Origin of the sequence: Flavisolibacter ginsengisoli DSM 18119 (genome assembly GCF_900129295.1) — a bacterium.
In the GTDB taxonomy this organism is placed as follows: domain Bacteria; phylum Bacteroidota; class Bacteroidia; order Chitinophagales; family Chitinophagaceae; genus Flavisolibacter; species Flavisolibacter ginsengisoli.
In genome coordinates, this window is sequence record NZ_FQUU01000009.1 from 85,383 (window position 1) to 102,139 (window position 16,757).

Genomic DNA, 16,757 nt, shown 5'->3' on the forward strand with positions numbered 1-16,757 from the left:
GAGTTTATCGATTATTGCATACCGGACAACCATTGTTGGGCATATTGCCTTGCTGCGGTGATGGTTTCTTTTCCGGACCGGAAGCAATACTTCCAGTAGCCGTCTTTAGCCTCCAATGCCGGGTCAGCAAATACCATCTTGCTACCTCTTTTGACCAGTTTTGCATTGAAATCTATATCCTTAGTAAATTCCAGGAATTGCACCAGCCTTTTATGGATCAATTCTTTTACTGTTGGAGGAAATTCTTCTTTCCAGGATTTAATGTCTTCTGCATACATATTCTTTTCCGACTCCTTCAATTCCGTAGCTTCCTGCATATAATATTTATGAGCTGGGTCATTGGGGTTCTTTAGGGCTTTGAGTTCTTTATTTAATTCAAGCAGGCTGGCTTCATAAAGTTTCTTCATGTCACCAGTTTTTGATTTCATATCAGCTTTCGTAGTTTCGATATCAGCCTCGATCTCGCTTATTCTCGATTTCAATTTTTCTTCATTACTGGCTAATCCCTGCGGTTTTGCCTGTTCCCTTGCCACCTTGTACTTTTCTGCAAATTCATTACCTGAGGTGTAGGCTTTAATATAATCTCCTATTTCCTTTACAGCATCGGCCCGTTTATTTAACGCTAGCTTCCTGATCACGGTTGAATAGGGAAAGTTTAGCGTACCATCCTGGAAATTGAAGAATATGGTCTCCGTAGCCTCCGCTTTTTCTATTCCCAGCTGACCAAATATGTCTGTATACTTTTTTATGGTTGTAAAGGCAAAGATGCCTGTCAATAATGAGATTGTAATTACTGCTAACAGCTTTTTCATGGCAGCAAATCTAGCCTGCCCTAAATGCCTGTTTCTAAGTAGAGATACTTAATTTTAAAAATACGTGGGGTTTGAAGGAATTGCGTTTTGCTATGCTTGAATCACTATTTAACACCCTTCTTGTTTTTAGCCTTTGCAATATTTTGCGCCACCCTGTATTTCACAATCTTGCTTATCAATTGCAGTGGCATGGGTTGATCGAGTGGAAACTGCACTGAACCCTTAGCACCTTTATAAGCTGACAATTCTTTTTCAAAAGCCTCAATACCATGTGGTGTAGGATAAAAGCCGATATGATTTTTGAATGCAGCAAAATGAACCAGGTTTGCTCCATTAAGTGTAAATGTGGGCATGGCATATTTTATCGTTTCTTCAGCTTCCGGGGCTGCAGTTTTAATGGTTGATCTTACCTCCTTCAGCAGCTTTTGAATTCCTGGTGGAAAGCCTTTAATATATTCATCAATGCTGCTTGCTCTTTCCATAATTCTATTACGATTATTGTATTTAGAAAAAGGATAACACGGTTATAAATTGATACTGCCTCATTTTTTATAAATAGCCTTAGTGGTTACAGCTATACGGTTCCATGCATTTATAACCACTATTTGCATGATCAGTTTGGCTGTTTGCTGCTCACCAAAAATAGCAACCACATGATCATAGGTTTCATCAGTCACACCTTCTTTTGATAACAGCGTCACTTCCTCCGTTAATTGTAAAGCTGCCCGCTCAGCTTCTGAAAAAAGATGGGACTCTTTCCACACAGCCAAAGCAAATAAACGCCTTTCAGATTCACCCAGCTTTATCGCATCCTCTGTATGCATATCAACACAATAGGCACACCCATTTAACTGTGAAGCCCTGGTCTTTATCAATTCTTTCAACAAAGGATCTATGGTGGTTTCCTTAGTATAATTCTCCAGGGCCATCATAGCCTTATAGGCCCCGGGCTCTTTTTCATACATTGATAATCTTTTATTCATCTGTTTTACTTGATTTACTGATCAAAGCTTTAAGGTAATCGCTGGTCACTTCATTAGCTGTTATTGTTTCCAGGCCTTTATAACTTTTTAATTCTTCGGCCAGGTTTTTCATAGCACGCAGAGCGACCTTTAAAAATGAAGGTCCAAGACTGAGCCTGGCTACTCCCATAGACTGCAGGACTTCAATTTCCGGAATTCCAGGTATAGTAATAATATTTATTGGCAATTGCACATGTCTCACTACTTGTTCAATATCTCCTGGCTGACTCATTACAATAGGATAGAAACCATCTGCACCCGCATCTTTATAGGCCTTCCCTCTTTCTATTGTTTCTTTCAGTTTTTCTTCCGCAGTGGAAAATAAACCGGCATGAATAAAAACATCCGTCCTGGCATTTATAAAAAGAGGAATGCCCTTTTCATCCGCCAGTTTTCGAATAAGCGAGATCTTCCTGCATTGCACATCTGTACCATTCAGTGTATGTGTCCTGGTATCAGTATCTTCTATGTTGATGCCAACAATTCCTGTATCCAATAACTGTATGATATTCTCTTGCAATTGCTCCTCATTGCTAGCGTAGCCCGATTCAAAGTCGGCGGTAACAGGCACGCTCACACTGTTAACTATTTTGCGGAAGAGGTCTAAGAGGGCTGTCAGAGGAATATGTTCACCATCGTAATATCCATTGCTATAAGCAATAGAGGCGCTGGCTGTGGCTACAGCCTTATACCCTATTGATTCCAATAAAAGTGCCCCTAAAGGATCCCATATATTAGGCAGTATTAGCAGCTCCCCATTATGGTGCAGTTGATGAAATATGACAGCTTTTTCTTTTTGTGTAACCATTAGTATAACCTGTTACATGGATTAACTTTTAGAACTCCTGCGTGGAAGAAAAATCCCAATCTTAAGATGGCACAAGCAATTAAAGGTACAATGATTAACACCACGCGCCAACGCAGGTAAATGAGCCTATGAAGCCAGTGGCCGTACTGGTATCCATATCTCCTCTTCAGATGCATCGTCATCACGCTTGTAGTTTTCTCCCATCACCGCAAAATGCGGCCTGTTATCCAACTCATATCCTGATCCAGGCAACCAGTCCATAAAAATATACCGGTAGGTTTCAGCACCCTTTGACGCAGTGCCCTTATGAATAAAAACAGCATACAAACCAGCTGGAAATACAATTGCTTCCATTCCAGGAGGTATGCTATCGTGGTCTGCAACTTCCACAGCCGCCCATTTTTCAAAGTTCGTATTGACGTTGTAATGCTGAAAGAATAAAGGAGGGTATACTTCAGCAGAAAACAACTCCATACCTATCCTGTTGGTGACCTGTTTTAATCCTGGCATAAAAGATTGCCATAATTCCTTTGTTGTGTTGATGGCAAATGACATTTGAACCCGCTTACCCACTAATTTCTTCTCGTTCAGGATTTCTATTCTAGCATTCACTTGTACAAACAATTAGTTGAAGGCCAAAAATAATAATGAATAAAGGGCCTCACGAGAAATCTTTAATCCTACAAACCATTCATTATTTTACATCATCGAGAAAAGATCCAGAAATCCAATGAGTGATCCGGCAATGACAATCAACCATGAGATTGACCTCAAACCCAGGTTTGGATTTTTAAGGTTATTTGCATTTAGACTGATAGCCGCAATGCAAAACACTACGGATACTATAGACGTAAGAGAATTTCCTCTTAAGGAATCAGGCAAAAAGCTATTATACAATTTTACATTTTCAGGATACCCATCAGCCACCTGGCAAGCGTACACCCACAATACAAATAATATTACAGGAAGAGTAATTAAAATCAATCCAATTATTAGTTTGGTCCTGGAAGTTGAATGATTCATGGAAGATGGTTTTGTTTGTGTTAGATTAATAACAAATAGGTTCAGGGCAAGGAAACTTTTATAAATATATAAAATAATAATATATTATTATTCTCTTTATTAAGATATCATCCAAAGCTCTAAGCTTTTGATCTATAGCTTTTTACAAATCAATAAATTAAGTGCAGGAAAATAATACTTGATACCTGCATTTATGGAAGGGATGTTATTGCTTTTACATGCTTCTAAGAAGGTACCGGGTTGCGGTAAAAAATAAATCCATATAGAAAAGCAAAAATCAAATAAAATGCTGCAAGTATCCAAAACACCATAGGAAGATCCGCTTTTCCCAATAAAAGCTTCCCTGATGCCAGTGTGCCGATGAGATAATGTGTGTAATTAGTAATAGACACAGGCCTGTTATATATTCCACCTATCACGCTTGTCCTTTTCATCCAGTTCAATAATGCCATGGCAAAATATTGAGCACCTGCAATCTGCAATATCAATTGAATGGTTTTGGAACTTTGTAGCCCAATGAATTCAGCCACCTCATTTGGCATAAAGCTTAATATAATTCCCATAAGTGCAAGAAAAATTGCACTAACGGTCATAATTACACGTGTATTCAGTATCATTTTGGCGTTTTTTAATAGCCGGCTAATATACTAATTTACATATCTCATCAATTATTAAACTGGTTCTATGACCAAATATCTATGGCAGTCAATATTCATCTCCTGGCAGTGAAATCATACCTGTTATTTTCCCGTATAATAGCGAACCATTGGCCGGTGTTTAGAAGTAGTATCAACGATTTTAAAGCCTGCCCGTTCAAAAGATTTATATAAACCAATCCAGGCAAATGAATCAGGAATGGTATCAGTAGTAGGTATGGTTGGGTAGGCTTCTATAATACTTATCCCTTTCGTTTTGGCATACCTTATCACTCCTTTTAAAAGTTCAACCGATACACCCTGCCGCCTGAAATGCTTATCTATAAATAAACAGGGAATCGACCATACAGGTTTATCATCAATGCGTTTATGTACCCTGGAGTTTTCCAACTTTATAAAGTCCTCTCTTGGTGCAAATGCACACCAGGCTATAGGCTGTCCATCATAAATGGCCATAAGCCCTGCTGGCCTGTCATCAAAAATGATCTCCTTTAGTGCATGCTTATTTATATCATTTATTTTGCCTTCCTGGAAGTCTGCCTTTTTCAACCTGAAATACATACACCAGCAATTACCACATGCACCTCTTTCACCAAAAAGCTGAACCAGTTTATTCCAGTTACTCCTGGTTACAGGCTCAATGGATAGTTCTTTTAAAAAAATGAAGTCTATAGGTTCACTTTTCATAGCATTAGTAATTGATTAACATTGATCGGGCAAATATCCCAATTAATAAAAAGCACGAACAATTTGTTCCCAAAAACAGCGAAGCAATAGTTAATTCTTTCTGGCAATAAATATCATTTCTGTAAATGGCCTGCCATTTATATTTGAATTTTTGTATAGCACTTTTAATAAACTGAACCTATTTTCAAATAGCAATGCCTGAAGGATATCTTCGTCATAGTAATAAACGTACGCTTCATCACCACTACTTCCCTTCATATATCCTGAAGTATGATAGTCCCCTTTTATTGCGCTGAAGTAAAGAACACCTTCTGGTAGTAGCAATTTGGCGCAATCTTTAAAAAACCCTGAAGTTTCTTCACGAGATAAATAAGGAATACAAAAACCGGAAATAACCGCATCAAATATTGCTTGTATTTCGCCCATATATCTGCAATCCATAATACTACATTGAACACCCGGATTATTTATTCGTGCCAGTTCAACCATTTTAGGGGCATAGTCAATAGCATGAATCTGGAAGTCTGGACGTTTGTTCATTAAATACCTGGTAATATTTCCTGGTCCGCAACCTACTTCAAACACGGCTGCACCTTGTTTCTCTACTAATTCACAAAATTTGTCATAGCTGTCATTGTATTGTTCCAGGTTCATGAACTTCTCATGGTAAAGTGAAGCTACCTTATTCCACGTCTCAAATGTTACCTGGTTTCTATCCATATTAATGACAAATTATTTGGGGTTATTCACCACAATTTTACATTACTAAACTATACCTGACTGAAAAATTTGCAACAACTAATCTGATTAAGTCATAGATCCTAATCAGCCTATATTAAAATATTCGCCTCCGGAATTAATGCTATTTGGTTAGTGATCCATTAATGCATATTATGCCTGTATTTACCTGTCTACATGAGCGCTCTCCCTATTTCCTGCCTATTTTTGCCAACTGCATGACAGAATATTTTAAAATAGGAAAACTCGTGGCTGCCTTTGGATTAACGGGTGAATTAATACTGAAGCATAACCTTGGAAAGAAAACTTCTCTTAAAGATTTGAAAGCAATTTTTATAGAAGAAAAAAAAGAAAGCTTCATTCCCTGGTTTATCGAACGCACCCGGATAAAGAACGAAGAAGAGATCTACATCAAGCTGGAAAGTGTAAGCTCAAGGGAGGCAGCGATCAGGCTTACCCAAAAAGAGGTATGGCTGCCTGAGGCAGACTTTAAGAAATTTGCAGCTTCCTCCTCACCTATCAACCTCCTTGGTTACGAGATAGTAGAAGAAGGTAACATCCTGGGCAAGATCTTGGAAGTGATAGAACAGCCGCACCAGCTTCTTTGCCGCATAGAAGTTAAGGGCAAAGAAGCCTTGATACCGCTGCACGAAGAAACCATCGTGAAGATCGATAAGAAAAAACAGCAGGTTATAGTCGAGCTGCCTCCAGGATTACTGGAAATTTATCTGTAGATACACCTGTAGCTTTTATCGCATTCCTCGCCTGGATCATGTGCCTTTGTTCATGTGCCACCAGGAAGCGGAATACATCTCCCAACTTCAGGCGGATCATTTTACTGATAGTAGTAGGTATGCGAATCTGCTCCAGGTTGCGTTTACGGGCCATCTCCAGCAATTGCAATAACTTTTGCTGGTGCTCTTTGAATTCTTTGAAAACACCTTCCACACTCACCCCCCTTTCAGGACGATAGCCCTTCATGGTCTTCATTTTATTCTTCACCTCGTACACGTTCTTAGGCATCATGGCATTGGTGAAATAATTACCAAAGAATCCTGGAACAAACCAGGCATTGACCTCTTTAGGAATATGCACCATTGCTTTTTCTATAGCGGGCAAATAGTAGCGGTTATACATATTTAAATGTTCCAATGCCTGGGCTGCACTCCACTTGCCTTCGGCAGGAGGATAACCCAGTTTTACATTATCTGCCATTTGCAGGTGGTCGGCAGCAGCCATCAATTGCCTGACATCCGCTTCTAATTGATTTATAAGTTCTTCGGTTTTAAACTTTTTCATTGTCGGTTGTTTTTTCAAAACTATTTCTATACCTGTTGCAAAATCTTTGCCTGCACCAAGATTTTATAACCGCACCCTGCCAAGCAGCTTACTGAATGTAGTAGCATCAAGGCCCAGGTAGGAAGCCAGGTACTTATGAGGAATAAGGTTTAACACTTGTGGACTTCGGGTCAATAATTGGCGAAACTTTTCCTCTGCACTAAAGCTTTGCAGCTCCACCTGTCTTTCAAGCACCCCTTTTAAAGCCCAGGACGTAGATTTTAATACCATCCGGTGAATACCAGGATGTTGGTCCATTAGCCGCTCCAGCTGTTTATAAGTTGTTCTCAAAAAACTGGAAGCAGTAAGCGTTTCAAGGAAATAGAAAGAAGGAGTTTGGGTAAGAAAAGAATCAGCTACCCCGGAAAAAGAATAAGGATAGGTGAAAACAATAGTTACCTCAGCTCCGTTTTTGTCAAGGTAATAGCTGCGCTGCACACCTTCCAATACAAAATACAGGTATCGTTCTGTTTCACCGGCTGAAGTAAGTATGATTTTTCGCTTGCATGTAAATGGCTCCCATATTTCCACAAAAGATTCCCACTCCTTGTCCTTCAAAGGATAAATAGCAGTAATGAACTTGTGTAGTAACTCCTCCTCTGGTAGTTGCATTTGGTTAAAGTTAGGGGCAAAGCGGGCAATAAGATTAATTTTGAATATATGGCTGAAACGCCACGTCATATTGCCCATTTCGACCTCGATGCCTTCTTTGTTTCGGTAGAATTATTAAAGCGCCCGGAACTGAGAGGAAAACCGCTCATTGTGGGGGGCGATGGGCAACGGGGCATAGTAGCTGCCTGTAGTTATGAAGCCAGGAAATTTGGTATACAAAGCGCTATGCCGGCCATGACTGCAAAAAAGCTATGTCCACAGGCCATCTTCCTCAAAGGAAGCTACCATGAATACAGTAAGTACTCACGCATGGTCACAGATATCATTGCCGCGGCGGTACCAGTGTATGAAAAAGCTTCTATAGACGAATTTTATGTTGACCTTACGGGAATGGATAAGTTCTTTGGTGTAAGCCAATATACCCGTGAACTAAGGACAAGGATCATAAAAGAAACAGGCCTGCCAATATCTTATGGCCTGTCTACCAGTAAGCTGGTAAGCAAAATGGCCACCAACGAAGCCAAACCCAATGGTTACCTGGAAATACCAGCCGGAAGGGAAACTGCCTTTCTCTGGCCCCTTACTGTAGATAAAATACCCATGGTGGGTAAGCAAACGCAACAGCAATTGTATAGCATGGGCATACATACCATTGAGCAACTGGCAAAAACACCCGTTGAGCAACTGGAATATGCTTTTGGCAAATGGGGTAAAAGCCTTTGGGAAAAAGCACATGGCCTGTCTGATTCGCCAGTAGAACCTTACAGTGAACAAAAGTCCCTGTCGCACGAAAACACTTTCCAGGAGGACCATAATGATATTTCCTTTCTTAAAAAGGAACTGGTACGCCTAACAGAAGAAACAGCCTACGACCTGCGCCAGGAAGAAAAGCTTACCGGCTGCGTTACCATTAAATTACGCTACTCAGACTTCAAAACTGTATCACGCCAGGAAGTAATTGACTACACAGCGCTTGACAATGTGCTGATGCAAAAGGTTCATGACCTTTTTGATAAATTATACCACAAGGGGGAAAAAGTTCGCTTATTGGGTGTACGCTTCAGCCATCTTGTTCCCATGACCATTCAAATGAGTCTTTTTGATGATTCTGTGGAAAAGCTGGAACTATTCAAGGCTGTTGATGGCATTAAAAACCAGTTTGGATCCGGCGCTGTAATGAAGGCCACTTCGCTTGGCAATAAGAAGAAGAACTAAGATGGAGAGGATTTATTAGGATTTTTGAGGAGAATGAAGCAGCTACCAATGGTATTGATTTTACTTTAGATCCATATAATTATTTCTTAATACCTGCTCTTTTACCCTTATTTTGAACCATTATTTCAGCCAGGCTCCTTGTGTTATGCAACGGCTATGTAACGCCTATGTGCCGCCTATGTAACGGCTCTGCAACGGCTCTTTAAAGAGGCGGAACAAAGCCGGTATATACATGAAAGAAACATATAATACAGGCAGGTATTAAAAGAACTTACCCCGAATGATGCATGTATTGTGGCGAGCCTATGGAATTATATCCTTTCAATTAACCAGGGATCAAAGAAAAGAGATTAAGATTAAGGATGTTACCTATCAGGCTTCAAAGCCTGGAAGGCTCGTGTATAAAAGAACGGGTTTTATAAGGAAAGCCCTGCTCCATTCCTGTCAACTCATTAACCTTTCAACTTTTTATCTTACTTCTCTACCCATCTCTCTTTTTTAGTTTTGATTTTTGTGTTTTGCCTAATCCATCCTTCCTAATCATTAATTTTACGAACTTTCAAAGCAGGGAGGCCTGCTGAATAGAGAAATTTATCCATTCAACTAAATAACGATTATGCAAACAGCCTGGAAAGAGTATCAGGAGAAAAATCAACAACGCTTTTTGGATGAGATGCTTGAATTATTGCGAATACCTTCTATCAGCGCAAAGAGTGAATGTAAAGATGATATGCGGAAATGCGCGGAAATGGTGAAGCAACGCCTGCTGGATTCGGGAGCCGACAAGGCTGAGGTTATGGAAACTGAAGGGCACCCGGTAGTTTATGGTGAAAAGATCATTGACCCTTCCAAACCAACTGTTTTAGTGTATGGCCATTATGATGTGCAACCTCCGGAACCTCTTGAGCTCTGGCACAGCGGGCCTTTTGACCCCGTAATAAAGGATGGTAAGGTATATGCCCGTGGCAGTGCTGATGACAAAGGCCAGTTTTACATGCATGTAAAAGCTCTAGAGACCATGGTTAAGACCAATACCATGGCTACAAATATTAAATTCCTGATTGAAGGTGAAGAAGAAGTAGGATCACCCAACCTGGGAAAATTTGTTAGCCAGCATAAAGAAAAGCTAAAGGCGGATGTTATTCTTATCTCCGATAGTTCCATGATCTCTATGGAAAATCCTTCCCTTGATATTGGCGTCAGGGGTCTTTCTTATATAGAGGTGGAAGTAACGGGTGCTAATCGTGACCTGCATAGTGGAACTTATGGCGGAGCAGTAGCCAACCCCATCATTATACTGGCTAAAATGATCGCATCATTGCATGATGAGAATAATCATGTGACCATCCCGGGATTTTATGATGATGTAGTAAATGCATCAAAAGAAGAAAGGGAACTGATGGCCAAGGCTCCTTACAATGAACAGGAATATAAAGATGAATTGGGCATTAAGGAAACCTGGGGAGAAAAAGGTTTTACTACAGGTGAAAGAACAGGAATACGCCCAACTATTGAAGTTAATGGCATCTGGGGTGGTTATTTAGGCGAAGGTGCTAAAACAGTATTGCCCTCAAAAGCTACCGCTAAGATATCTGCACGCCTGGTACCTAACCAGTCATCCAGGAAGATCACGGATATGCTGCTGGAGCATTTTAAAAAGATAGCCCCGCCTTCAGTGAAAGTGGAAGCTTTTGAACACCATGGAGGCGAACCATATATGACCCCTATTGACAGCAAGGGTTATAAGGCTGCAGCCAAGGCAGTTCAAACCACGTTTGGCAAAGAACCTATTCCTGTGCGGGGTGGTGGCAGTATTCCCATTTGTTCTATACTTGAAAAAGAGCTTGGTATCAAGATCGTATTTATGGGCTTTGGACTGGACAATGATAACCTGCACTCACCAAACGAGAAATATAACCTGGAGAATTACTATAAAGGCATTGAAACAATTCCTTATTTCCATAAGTTCTTTGCACAAGAATAGAAAGGTTTCTGGTTTATTGAATTTTGTTACTGGTTCTTTAGGTCAAAATGGCCTAAAGAACTTTTTATATACGGCATAAAGGTTGAAGGAGAAAAGTGGAAAAAGCTTTCTGAGTTTGCGAGATAGTCAGAAGGTTGAGTAACACCTTTGATAATTTGATGTTTTTATATTTTGCTTTTGCAATATGGCTGAAAAAGAAAAGCTACGCATAGATAAATACCTCTGGGCCATTCGTCTTTTTAAAACAAGGACGCTGGCTGCGGCTGCCTGCGATTCGGGGAAAGTAAAGCAAAATGGCACCGCAGTAAAGGCAGCAAAAAATGTGAGTGTTGGTGACGAATACGAAGTAAAAACAGAAGCTAAGAAATGGCGTATTAAGGTTACCGATCTTTTACATAACAGGCAGGCATATGCTGAAGCCATCAAATACTACCTGGATATTACGCCGCAGGAAGAACTGGACCGTATGCAATTTCATGCTGCCTCCTTCCATACCGGTAAGCGGCAGAGCAAGATAGGACGCCCGACAAAGAAACAAAGAAGAGAACTGGATGAATTCAAGGAAGACTAATTGAGAACTATGATTGAAAGGATTGTATAGGATTTTTGAGGAGGAGGGGAATTACGAACATTTGAACAAGGAATATCGAATTTGGAAGTATTTAGGTTGGCAAGGCTTTTTGATAGCAGATGTTCTTTGGTTGAGGGCTGAAAAATTTTCAATGATCAACACGCAATGCTCAATTTTCAGGTGAGAGAATGATGGGCACAAATAATTCTCTTCAACCTAAAGAACAAGAAACAATAAACAAGAAACTATAAACCTCCCTATATGGCTTTACTGAATATCTGCTTTCCAGGTGCAGAGCGGTGCAGGTAAAGGTCGAAAGCACTGCAGATATTGCGAAGGAAATAATGTCCCTGGTCTGTAAGGCTTAATCCTTTCCTGTTCCATTCTATGAGGCCATCTTTGGCCAGGTCGGCAAGAACCGGAAAAGTATATTGTTCCAATAAAGGAATGTGCTCTTCCTTAAAACTCGTTTCGCCCTTACAACAGATATCCAGGATATATTTTCTGAAAGCAATGTCTTCATCAGTTAAGATATAACCCCTTTTTATAGCAAATTTCCCTTCATTGATACTGGTGTAATAATCGTGTAATGCCTTTTGATTCTGGGCAAAAGCATTTCCTGTATCGCTAATGCTTGAAACACCCAATCCCAATAACAAGCCTGAATTTTGTGTTGTATATCCCATAAAATTCCTGTGCAGTCTTCCTGCCTTCCATGCAAGGTATAATTCGTCAGTAGGAAGGGCAAAATGATCCATGCCGATATCTACATAACCATTCTTCATCAACAGCTCTTTTCCTTTCAGGTACAACAATATCTTTTCTTCTGCACCAGGCAGGTCAGATTCATCAAACAGGCGTTGGGCCTTACTGGTCCAGGGGACATGAGCATAACTATAAAAAGCAATGCGGTCAGGCTTTAATTCAATGATCTTGTTGATGGTCCTTTCAATGCTTTCCAATGTTTGTTTGGGAAGCCCATAAATAAGGTCAAAATTGATGGAAGTAAATCCAATTGAACGGGCATTTTCTGTTGCAGCCTTTACATTTTCAAAAGGTTGGATGCGGTTGATGATACGTTGTACTTCAGGGTCATTATCCTGAACCCCATAGCTTATGCGCCTGAAGCCATTGTTATATAATGTTTTCAGGTGTTCAGGTGTTGTATTATTAGGATGACCTTCAATACTGAATTCATGTTTGGGATGAAGAATACTGGATTTTAAAATAAACTTCAGAAGCCGTTGAAGATTGCGGGGAGAGAAAAATGTAGGTGTGCCACCTCCCAGGTGAAGCTCCCTGATCACAGGGGTCTGCTTCATCAGCTTGCGATACATAGCCCACTCCTTTTCCAGTACATCAATGTACTCTTCCTCTACCTTATGATTGGTGGTTATTTTTTTGTTGCAGCCACAATAAGTACATAATGATTCACAAAATGGCAAGTGTATATAAAGGCTGATCCCGTTAATATGATTTTGTTCACTGAATTTATTCCTGAATGCTTCTTTCCATTGCTCAATATCAAGCTCATCTTTCCAGAAAGGTACAGTTGGATAGCTGGTATACCTGGGCACCGGCTGGTTGTACTTTCGTATGAGTATGGAATTGACTGCTTCACTTTTCATATTACGAAAGTATCAAGATGCCAAAGGGTTAAATATGACCTTTGTTAGAAAATCACAGGAGTTTTATCAGTGGTAAACTTGATAACCAACCCATTTATATAGAATAATGGCAAGGTGCTACCCTACTTAGTTAAAAAATAATAAAATGTCATAAAACTGTAAGTCTATTGGGATAAAATCCCATTGACATTTTAAATGAATACATGTGGACAAGGAACTGATTCCTGGTTTGAATAAGACCTAAATCATAAATATGTAATTCCTCTCCCGGTTACCTTTGCAGCCTTATGACCGAATTTTCACATGACAGGATCAAGCCCTTTTCTGAACAGGGCTCCAAGAAAGAACAGGTAAGTGAGATGTTTGACCATATAGCACCGCGTTATGATTTCATGAACCGTTTTCTCAGTGCTGGTATTGATGTAAGCTGGCGAAAGAAAGCCATTAAACGCTTTCAAAAGGATAATCCAAAGATCCTGTTAGATGTGGCAACGGGAACAGCAGATATGTCCATCATGGCAATGAGGATATTGCACCCGGAAAAGATCATAGGCATAGATATTTCAGAAAAAATGCTGGAGATAGGCCGCAAAAAGATTGATAAAGAAGGGCTTGGAACGAAAATTGAGTTGTTCAGTGGCGATGGTGAAACAATAAATTTCCCAAAGGATTCGTTTGATGGCGTGATGGTGGCCTTTGGGGTAAGGAATTTTGAAAACCTGGAGAAAGGGATGGCTGAGATATTAAGGGTTATGAGGCCCGGATCTCAGTTGATCGTCCTGGAATTCAGCAAACCAAAATTACCTGGTGTGAAAACCCTGTATAATTTTTATATGGGTGTGATAGCACCGCAAATGGCTAAATGGTTTAATCAAAATAAGAAGGCTTACCAGTATTTGAATGAATCTGCAAAGGCCTTCCCCGACCGCCAGTTATTTATTGATGTACTAAACAAAACAGGTTATTCCGATACCTCATTTAAACCACTAAGCTTAGGAATATGTTGCATATACAGCGGACGAAAGCCAAAAACCTGAAAAGCCGGGCCTTTTTCTTAGTGCTCTTTTTTACTGTTTCCTATACTTCCTTTTCTCAAAAAGTATTATACCAGGAGGACCATGATAATAAGGCCTATTATTTTGGTATTTCTTTAGGCATAAGCAAAGCCAGTTTCCATACACACCTGAGCCCTGGCTTTATGGAGCAGGATAGCATTATGGTAGCTGAACCCATGAACAATGGTGGTTTTAACCTTGGCTTACTGGCCACTATGAATCTTACCCGCAGGTTTGAACTCCGGTTCAATCCACAGTTGATGTTCACGGAAAGGAATATACGCTACCAGCTAAAATATAAGGACCAGGATTTTGGCTACCAGGTTGATAAAAAAGTTGAGTCTGTTATCACCAGTTTTCCATTACAGGTGAAGTTCAATTCCGACCGCATAGGTAACTTTCGTGTATATATGCTGGGCGGCGGCAAGGTGGATATTGACCTTGCATCTAATGCAAAGGCCAGGAAGGCAGATGATATGATCCGCATCAATCGTTTTGATTATGGTATTGAAGCGGGAGTAGGTTTTAACTTTTACTTTCCCAGCTTTATTCTTTCTCCGGAGATCAAGATCAGTAATGGCTTAAGCAACCTGCATGACCGCAATGAAAATTTGAATTACAGCCGCATACTGGAAGCCATTCAATCAAGGATGATCGTATTTACCATTCACCTGGAAGGATAAAAATAATTCACTTACTACATAAGTGAATTATTCATGTTGGCACTTATTTATCTACCTGCACGCTATCAACTATATATTCTGTGTCTCCTCGCCATGAAAGCGTTCCATTCTTTTGTTTATAATGTACAGTAACAAATTTTCCCTGTGCATTCATTAGTTCATCCGCAACATTTTTCTTAGTAACAGAAAAGAAAAACTTTTCTGAAGCCAGGGATACGTTGGCATTACTTCTAATGCTGCTGAGTACCATCTCTCCTTCATAGGTCTTAAAAAGATTGCCCTTGTGGGAAAATTTCTGGAGAAGTCCATACCTGTTACCACTGCTATAAGTAAAGTAATACTTCCAGTAGAAATAAATGCCCCCTCCTAGTAAAAGAAAGAGAATAATAACGGTAAATACTTTTCCAAACCCGCTTCGCTTTCTTTGAACGAAGGAACCAGAACTGTTATCCATATTCCTAAGTTAGTTATGATTGCCAAGATTTACAATCCATATTTATCTACCAGGTAGATGAGGCCTGCCATGTTCACTGCCCCTAATTCCAGTTCACGCTTGTTCACCGCCTCGAAAACATCATTTCGGGCATGGTGGTAATCAAAATAGCGTTGTGAATCAGGCATGAAGCCGGCAAGCGGTGTCTTTTGGGTTTTAGCCAATGGTCCTATGTCAGAACCACCACCACCCCGAATCCATTCGCAGGAACCATATGGCGCCAGGAGGTCCTTCCATCCCTGCATCTTTTGGAACTGGCTATCAGAAACAGTGGCACTGAATCCCCGGGGTGTAAAGCCACCTTCATCGCTTTCCAGAGCAAAAATGTGTTTTTCTCCCTTAGACAAAGCTTCTTCGGCATATTTTGCACCTCCACGTCCTCCATTCTCTTCGTTAGCAAAAAGCACGAAGCGGATGGTTCTTTTGGGTTTATATCCTAATGCCTTGAATGTGCGTAGCAACTCGATGGTTTGTACACAACCGGCACCATCATCATGCGCTCCTTCTGCAGGATCCCATGAATCAAGATGACCGCCGATGGTGATAAATTCATTAGGGAATTCTGAGCCCCGCAATTCACCAATAACATTATGACCTATGGTATCAGGTAAGAATTTACCATGAGTATGTATGGTTACAGATACCTTACCATTCGCAGCCTGGCTACTTAACCAATCTGCATCTTTTAATCCAATAGCTACGGCAGGTATTTTAGCAAGGGAATCAACATAATTGGTAGCACCGGTGTGTGGATTGTTGTCCGTACTGTGAGACATACTCCTGACTATCACCCCAACAGCACCATAAGCGGCAGCATGACTTGGTCCGCCTCCGCGGTAACGTACTGCGTCACCATAAGAACCGAAAGTATGAATGAACGTGGGAACGAATTTGTAATTATAGAAAACGATCTTGCCTTTTACCTCATCCTTTCTTTTGTCCAGCTCGTCAAAACTGTTCACAACAATTACAGGTGCTGTAAGTGGCTTCATTGATCCCACAGAATTTCCAAGAGCTATCACATCAAGTTTATGTACCTGCTTTTTGTCGCCAGATGTATAAGAAGCACTTGCTTCATCCGTGCCACCCCTTACCCAATGAGGCACCATACATTCTTGTAACCATGCCTTATCTGCCCCTGCATCCTGCATGGCTTTCAGGCCCCATTTTTCGGCCTTTACCATTTGGGGTGAACCTGATAAACGACCGCCAACCTGCTTGGTTAAAACACGGAGGTCATCGTAGGCCTTACCATTGGTTAAGATTTGGTTAGATATTCTGTTGATAAAAAGAGAGTCTGAATCCTGGGAAAATGATACAAAAGCTTGTAAACTAAAGGAAAGGAATAGGATAAATGTCTTCATTGTTTAAAAATAAAAGTAATCTGGTTTCCAAAGCCAATTTTTTAACGTTACCCGCAAAGAAGCAAACG

20 protein-coding genes are annotated in these 16,757 nt (G+C 40.4%); 6 read left to right on the forward strand and 14 right to left on the reverse strand.

What is annotated here, in order from left to right; genetic code table 11:
* Positions 1–11 precede the first annotated feature (11 nt).
* From BUA53_RS11620 to BUA53_RS11660, 9 genes are all read right to left on the reverse strand, one after another.
* Positions 12–812: a hypothetical protein gene (locus tag BUA53_RS11620; RefSeq protein ID WP_072835545.1), complete on the reverse strand. Its 801-nt coding sequence runs from the start codon at positions 810–812 to the stop codon at positions 12–14.
* Positions 813–916: 104 nt separating this feature from the next.
* Entirely contained in the window at positions 917–1,294 is a 378-nt protein-coding gene (locus BUA53_RS11625; protein WP_072835546.1) for an iron chaperone, read from the reverse strand.
* Positions 1,295–1,354: 60 nt separating this feature from the next.
* On the reverse strand, positions 1,355–1,795 hold the full coding sequence (locus tag BUA53_RS11630; protein ID WP_072835547.1) for a carboxymuconolactone decarboxylase family protein: 441 nt from the start codon (positions 1,793–1,795) through the stop codon (positions 1,355–1,357).
* Positions 1,788–2,642: an isocitrate lyase/PEP mutase family protein gene (locus tag BUA53_RS11635; protein WP_072835548.1), complete on the reverse strand. Its 855-nt coding sequence runs from the start codon at positions 2,640–2,642 to the stop codon at positions 1,788–1,790. Before BUA53_RS11635 ends, BUA53_RS11630 begins: the two co-directional genes overlap by 8 nt.
* A 126-nt stretch (positions 2,643–2,768) precedes the next feature.
* A complete protein-coding gene (locus BUA53_RS11640; protein ID WP_072835634.1) occupies positions 2,769–3,254 on the reverse strand; it encodes a GyrI-like domain-containing protein in 486 nt (161 codons plus the stop codon).
* 87 nt (positions 3,255–3,341) lie between these two features.
* Entirely contained in the window at positions 3,342–3,665 is a 324-nt protein-coding gene (locus tag BUA53_RS21030; protein WP_139256416.1) for a hypothetical protein, read from the reverse strand.
* Positions 3,666–3,889: 224 nt separating this feature from the next.
* Positions 3,890–4,282: a hypothetical protein gene (locus BUA53_RS11650; protein ID WP_084080022.1), complete on the reverse strand. Its 393-nt coding sequence runs from the start codon at positions 4,280–4,282 to the stop codon at positions 3,890–3,892.
* A gap of 123 nt (positions 4,283–4,405) precedes the next feature.
* Positions 4,406–5,008 (reverse strand): GNAT family N-acetyltransferase, encoded by a 603-nt coding sequence (locus tag BUA53_RS11655; protein WP_072835550.1) that lies wholly within the window; start codon positions 5,006–5,008, stop codon positions 4,406–4,408.
* 90 nt (positions 5,009–5,098) lie between these two features.
* A complete protein-coding gene (locus BUA53_RS11660; protein WP_175546065.1) occupies positions 5,099–5,662 on the reverse strand; it encodes a class I SAM-dependent methyltransferase in 564 nt (187 codons plus the stop codon).
* Between the two features lie 239 nt (positions 5,663–5,901).
* On the opposite strand from BUA53_RS11660, the gene rimM reads away from it, so the two are divergent.
* Positions 5,902–6,480 carry a ribosome maturation factor RimM gene (gene rimM / locus BUA53_RS11665; RefSeq protein WP_245793099.1) on the forward strand — a complete coding sequence of 193 codons (579 nt, stop codon included), beginning with the start codon at positions 5,902–5,904 and terminating at the stop codon, positions 6,478–6,480.
* Here rimM and BUA53_RS11670 read toward each other — a convergent pair.
* Both BUA53_RS11670 and BUA53_RS11675 read right to left on the reverse strand, forming a co-directional pair.
* Complete coding sequence (locus BUA53_RS11670) at positions 6,437–7,045, reverse strand: DinB family protein (RefSeq protein ID WP_072835552.1); 609 nt, start codon at positions 7,043–7,045, stop codon at positions 6,437–6,439. The genes rimM and BUA53_RS11670 overlap by 44 nt on opposite strands.
* Positions 7,046–7,108: 63 nt before the next feature.
* Positions 7,109–7,696 carry a Crp/Fnr family transcriptional regulator gene (locus BUA53_RS11675; RefSeq protein WP_072835553.1) on the reverse strand — a complete coding sequence of 196 codons (588 nt, stop codon included), beginning with the start codon at positions 7,694–7,696 and terminating at the stop codon, positions 7,109–7,111.
* Between the two features lie 48 nt (positions 7,697–7,744).
* Here BUA53_RS11675 and dinB point away from each other — a divergent pair, with 48 nt between their 5' ends.
* The 3 genes from dinB (at position 7,745) to BUA53_RS11695 (ending at position 11,466) form a co-directional block, all read left to right on the forward strand.
* Positions 7,745–8,911 carry a DNA polymerase IV gene (gene dinB, locus BUA53_RS11680; protein ID WP_072835637.1) on the forward strand — a complete coding sequence of 389 codons (1,167 nt, stop codon included), beginning with the start codon at positions 7,745–7,747 and terminating at the stop codon, positions 8,909–8,911.
* A 616-nt stretch (positions 8,912–9,527) separates the two neighbouring features.
* The gene (locus BUA53_RS11690; RefSeq protein WP_072835555.1) at positions 9,528–10,895 is read left to right on the forward strand and encodes a dipeptidase; all 1,368 of its coding nucleotides are present in this window, start codon (positions 9,528–9,530) and stop codon (positions 10,893–10,895) included.
* Positions 10,896–11,079: 184 nt separating this feature from the next.
* Entirely contained in the window at positions 11,080–11,466 is a 387-nt protein-coding gene (locus BUA53_RS11695) for an RNA-binding S4 domain-containing protein (protein ID WP_072835556.1), read from the forward strand.
* 257 nt (positions 11,467–11,723) lie between these two features.
* Here BUA53_RS11695 and hemN read toward each other — a convergent pair whose 3' ends face one another.
* Positions 11,724–13,094 carry an oxygen-independent coproporphyrinogen III oxidase gene (gene hemN / locus BUA53_RS11700; RefSeq protein WP_072835557.1) on the reverse strand — a complete coding sequence of 457 codons (1,371 nt, stop codon included), beginning with the start codon at positions 13,092–13,094 and terminating at the stop codon, positions 11,724–11,726.
* A 287-nt stretch (positions 13,095–13,381) separates the two neighbouring features.
* Between hemN and ubiE the strand changes: the two genes are divergently transcribed.
* Together ubiE and porT are read left to right on the forward strand one after the other, a co-directional pair.
* Positions 13,382–14,131: a bifunctional demethylmenaquinone methyltransferase/2-methoxy-6-polyprenyl-1,4-benzoquinol methylase UbiE gene (gene ubiE, locus BUA53_RS11705; protein WP_072835558.1), complete on the forward strand. Its 750-nt coding sequence runs from the start codon at positions 13,382–13,384 to the stop codon at positions 14,129–14,131.
* Positions 14,095–14,832: a type IX secretion/gliding motility protein PorT/SprT gene (gene porT, locus BUA53_RS11710; RefSeq protein WP_072835559.1), complete on the forward strand. Its 738-nt coding sequence runs from the start codon at positions 14,095–14,097 to the stop codon at positions 14,830–14,832. The genes ubiE and porT overlap by 37 nt, the downstream gene beginning before the upstream one ends.
* Positions 14,833–14,875: 43 nt before the next feature.
* Here the strand turns inward: porT and BUA53_RS11715 are convergent, their stop codons facing one another.
* Both BUA53_RS11715 and BUA53_RS11720 read right to left on the reverse strand, forming a co-directional pair.
* Positions 14,876–15,286, reverse strand: a complete 411-nt coding sequence (locus tag BUA53_RS11715) for a hypothetical protein (protein ID WP_072835560.1) — start codon at positions 15,284–15,286, stop codon at positions 14,876–14,878.
* 29 nt (positions 15,287–15,315) lie between these two features.
* Entirely contained in the window at positions 15,316–16,689 is a 1,374-nt protein-coding gene (locus BUA53_RS11720) for a M20/M25/M40 family metallo-hydrolase (protein ID WP_072835561.1), read from the reverse strand.
* Between the last annotated feature and the right edge of the window lie 68 nt (positions 16,690–16,757).

Bases quoted from the DNA above. Each gene is read 5' to 3' on its own strand.
- BUA53_RS11620 (WP_072835545.1), bottom strand. From the start codon at position 812: ATGAAAAAGCTGTTAGCAGTAATTACAATCTCATTATTGACAGGCATC.
- BUA53_RS11625 (WP_072835546.1), bottom strand. From the start codon at position 1,294: ATGGAAAGAGCAAGCAGCATTGATGAATATATTAAAGGCTTTCCACCA.
- BUA53_RS11630 (WP_072835547.1), bottom strand. From the start codon at position 1,795: ATGAATAAAAGATTATCAATGTATGAAAAAGAGCCCGGGGCCTATAAG.
- BUA53_RS11635 (WP_072835548.1), bottom strand. From the start codon at position 2,642: ATGGTTACACAAAAAGAAAAAGCTGTCATATTTCATCAACTGCACCAT.
- BUA53_RS21030 (WP_139256416.1), bottom strand. From the start codon at position 3,665: ATGAATCATTCAACTTCCAGGACCAAACTAATAATTGGATTGATTTTA.
- BUA53_RS11650 (WP_084080022.1), bottom strand. From the start codon at position 4,282: ATGATACTGAATACACGTGTAATTATGACCGTTAGTGCAATTTTTCTT.
- BUA53_RS11655 (WP_072835550.1), bottom strand. From the start codon at position 5,008: ATGAAAAGTGAACCTATAGACTTCATTTTTTTAAAAGAACTATCCATT.
- BUA53_RS11660 (WP_175546065.1), bottom strand. From the start codon at position 5,662: ATGAACCTGGAACAATACAATGACAGCTATGACAAATTTTGTGAATTA.
- rimM (WP_245793099.1), top strand. From the start codon at position 5,902: ATGCCTGTATTTACCTGTCTACATGAGCGCTCTCCCTATTTCCTGCCT.
- BUA53_RS11670 (WP_072835552.1), bottom strand. From the start codon at position 7,045: ATGAAAAAGTTTAAAACCGAAGAACTTATAAATCAATTAGAAGCGGAT.
- BUA53_RS11675 (WP_072835553.1), bottom strand. From the start codon at position 7,696: ATGCAACTACCAGAGGAGGAGTTACTACACAAGTTCATTACTGCTATT.
- dinB (WP_072835637.1), top strand. From the start codon at position 7,745: ATGGCTGAAACGCCACGTCATATTGCCCATTTCGACCTCGATGCCTTC.
- BUA53_RS11690 (WP_072835555.1), top strand. From the start codon at position 9,528: ATGCAAACAGCCTGGAAAGAGTATCAGGAGAAAAATCAACAACGCTTT.
- BUA53_RS11695 (WP_072835556.1), top strand. From the start codon at position 11,080: ATGGCTGAAAAAGAAAAGCTACGCATAGATAAATACCTCTGGGCCATT.
- hemN (WP_072835557.1), bottom strand. From the start codon at position 13,094: ATGAAAAGTGAAGCAGTCAATTCCATACTCATACGAAAGTACAACCAG.
- ubiE (WP_072835558.1), top strand. From the start codon at position 13,382: ATGACCGAATTTTCACATGACAGGATCAAGCCCTTTTCTGAACAGGGC.
- porT (WP_072835559.1), top strand. From the start codon at position 14,095: ATGTTGCATATACAGCGGACGAAAGCCAAAAACCTGAAAAGCCGGGCC.
- BUA53_RS11715 (WP_072835560.1), bottom strand. From the start codon at position 15,286: ATGGATAACAGTTCTGGTTCCTTCGTTCAAAGAAAGCGAAGCGGGTTT.
- BUA53_RS11720 (WP_072835561.1), bottom strand. From the start codon at position 16,689: ATGAAGACATTTATCCTATTCCTTTCCTTTAGTTTACAAGCTTTTGTA.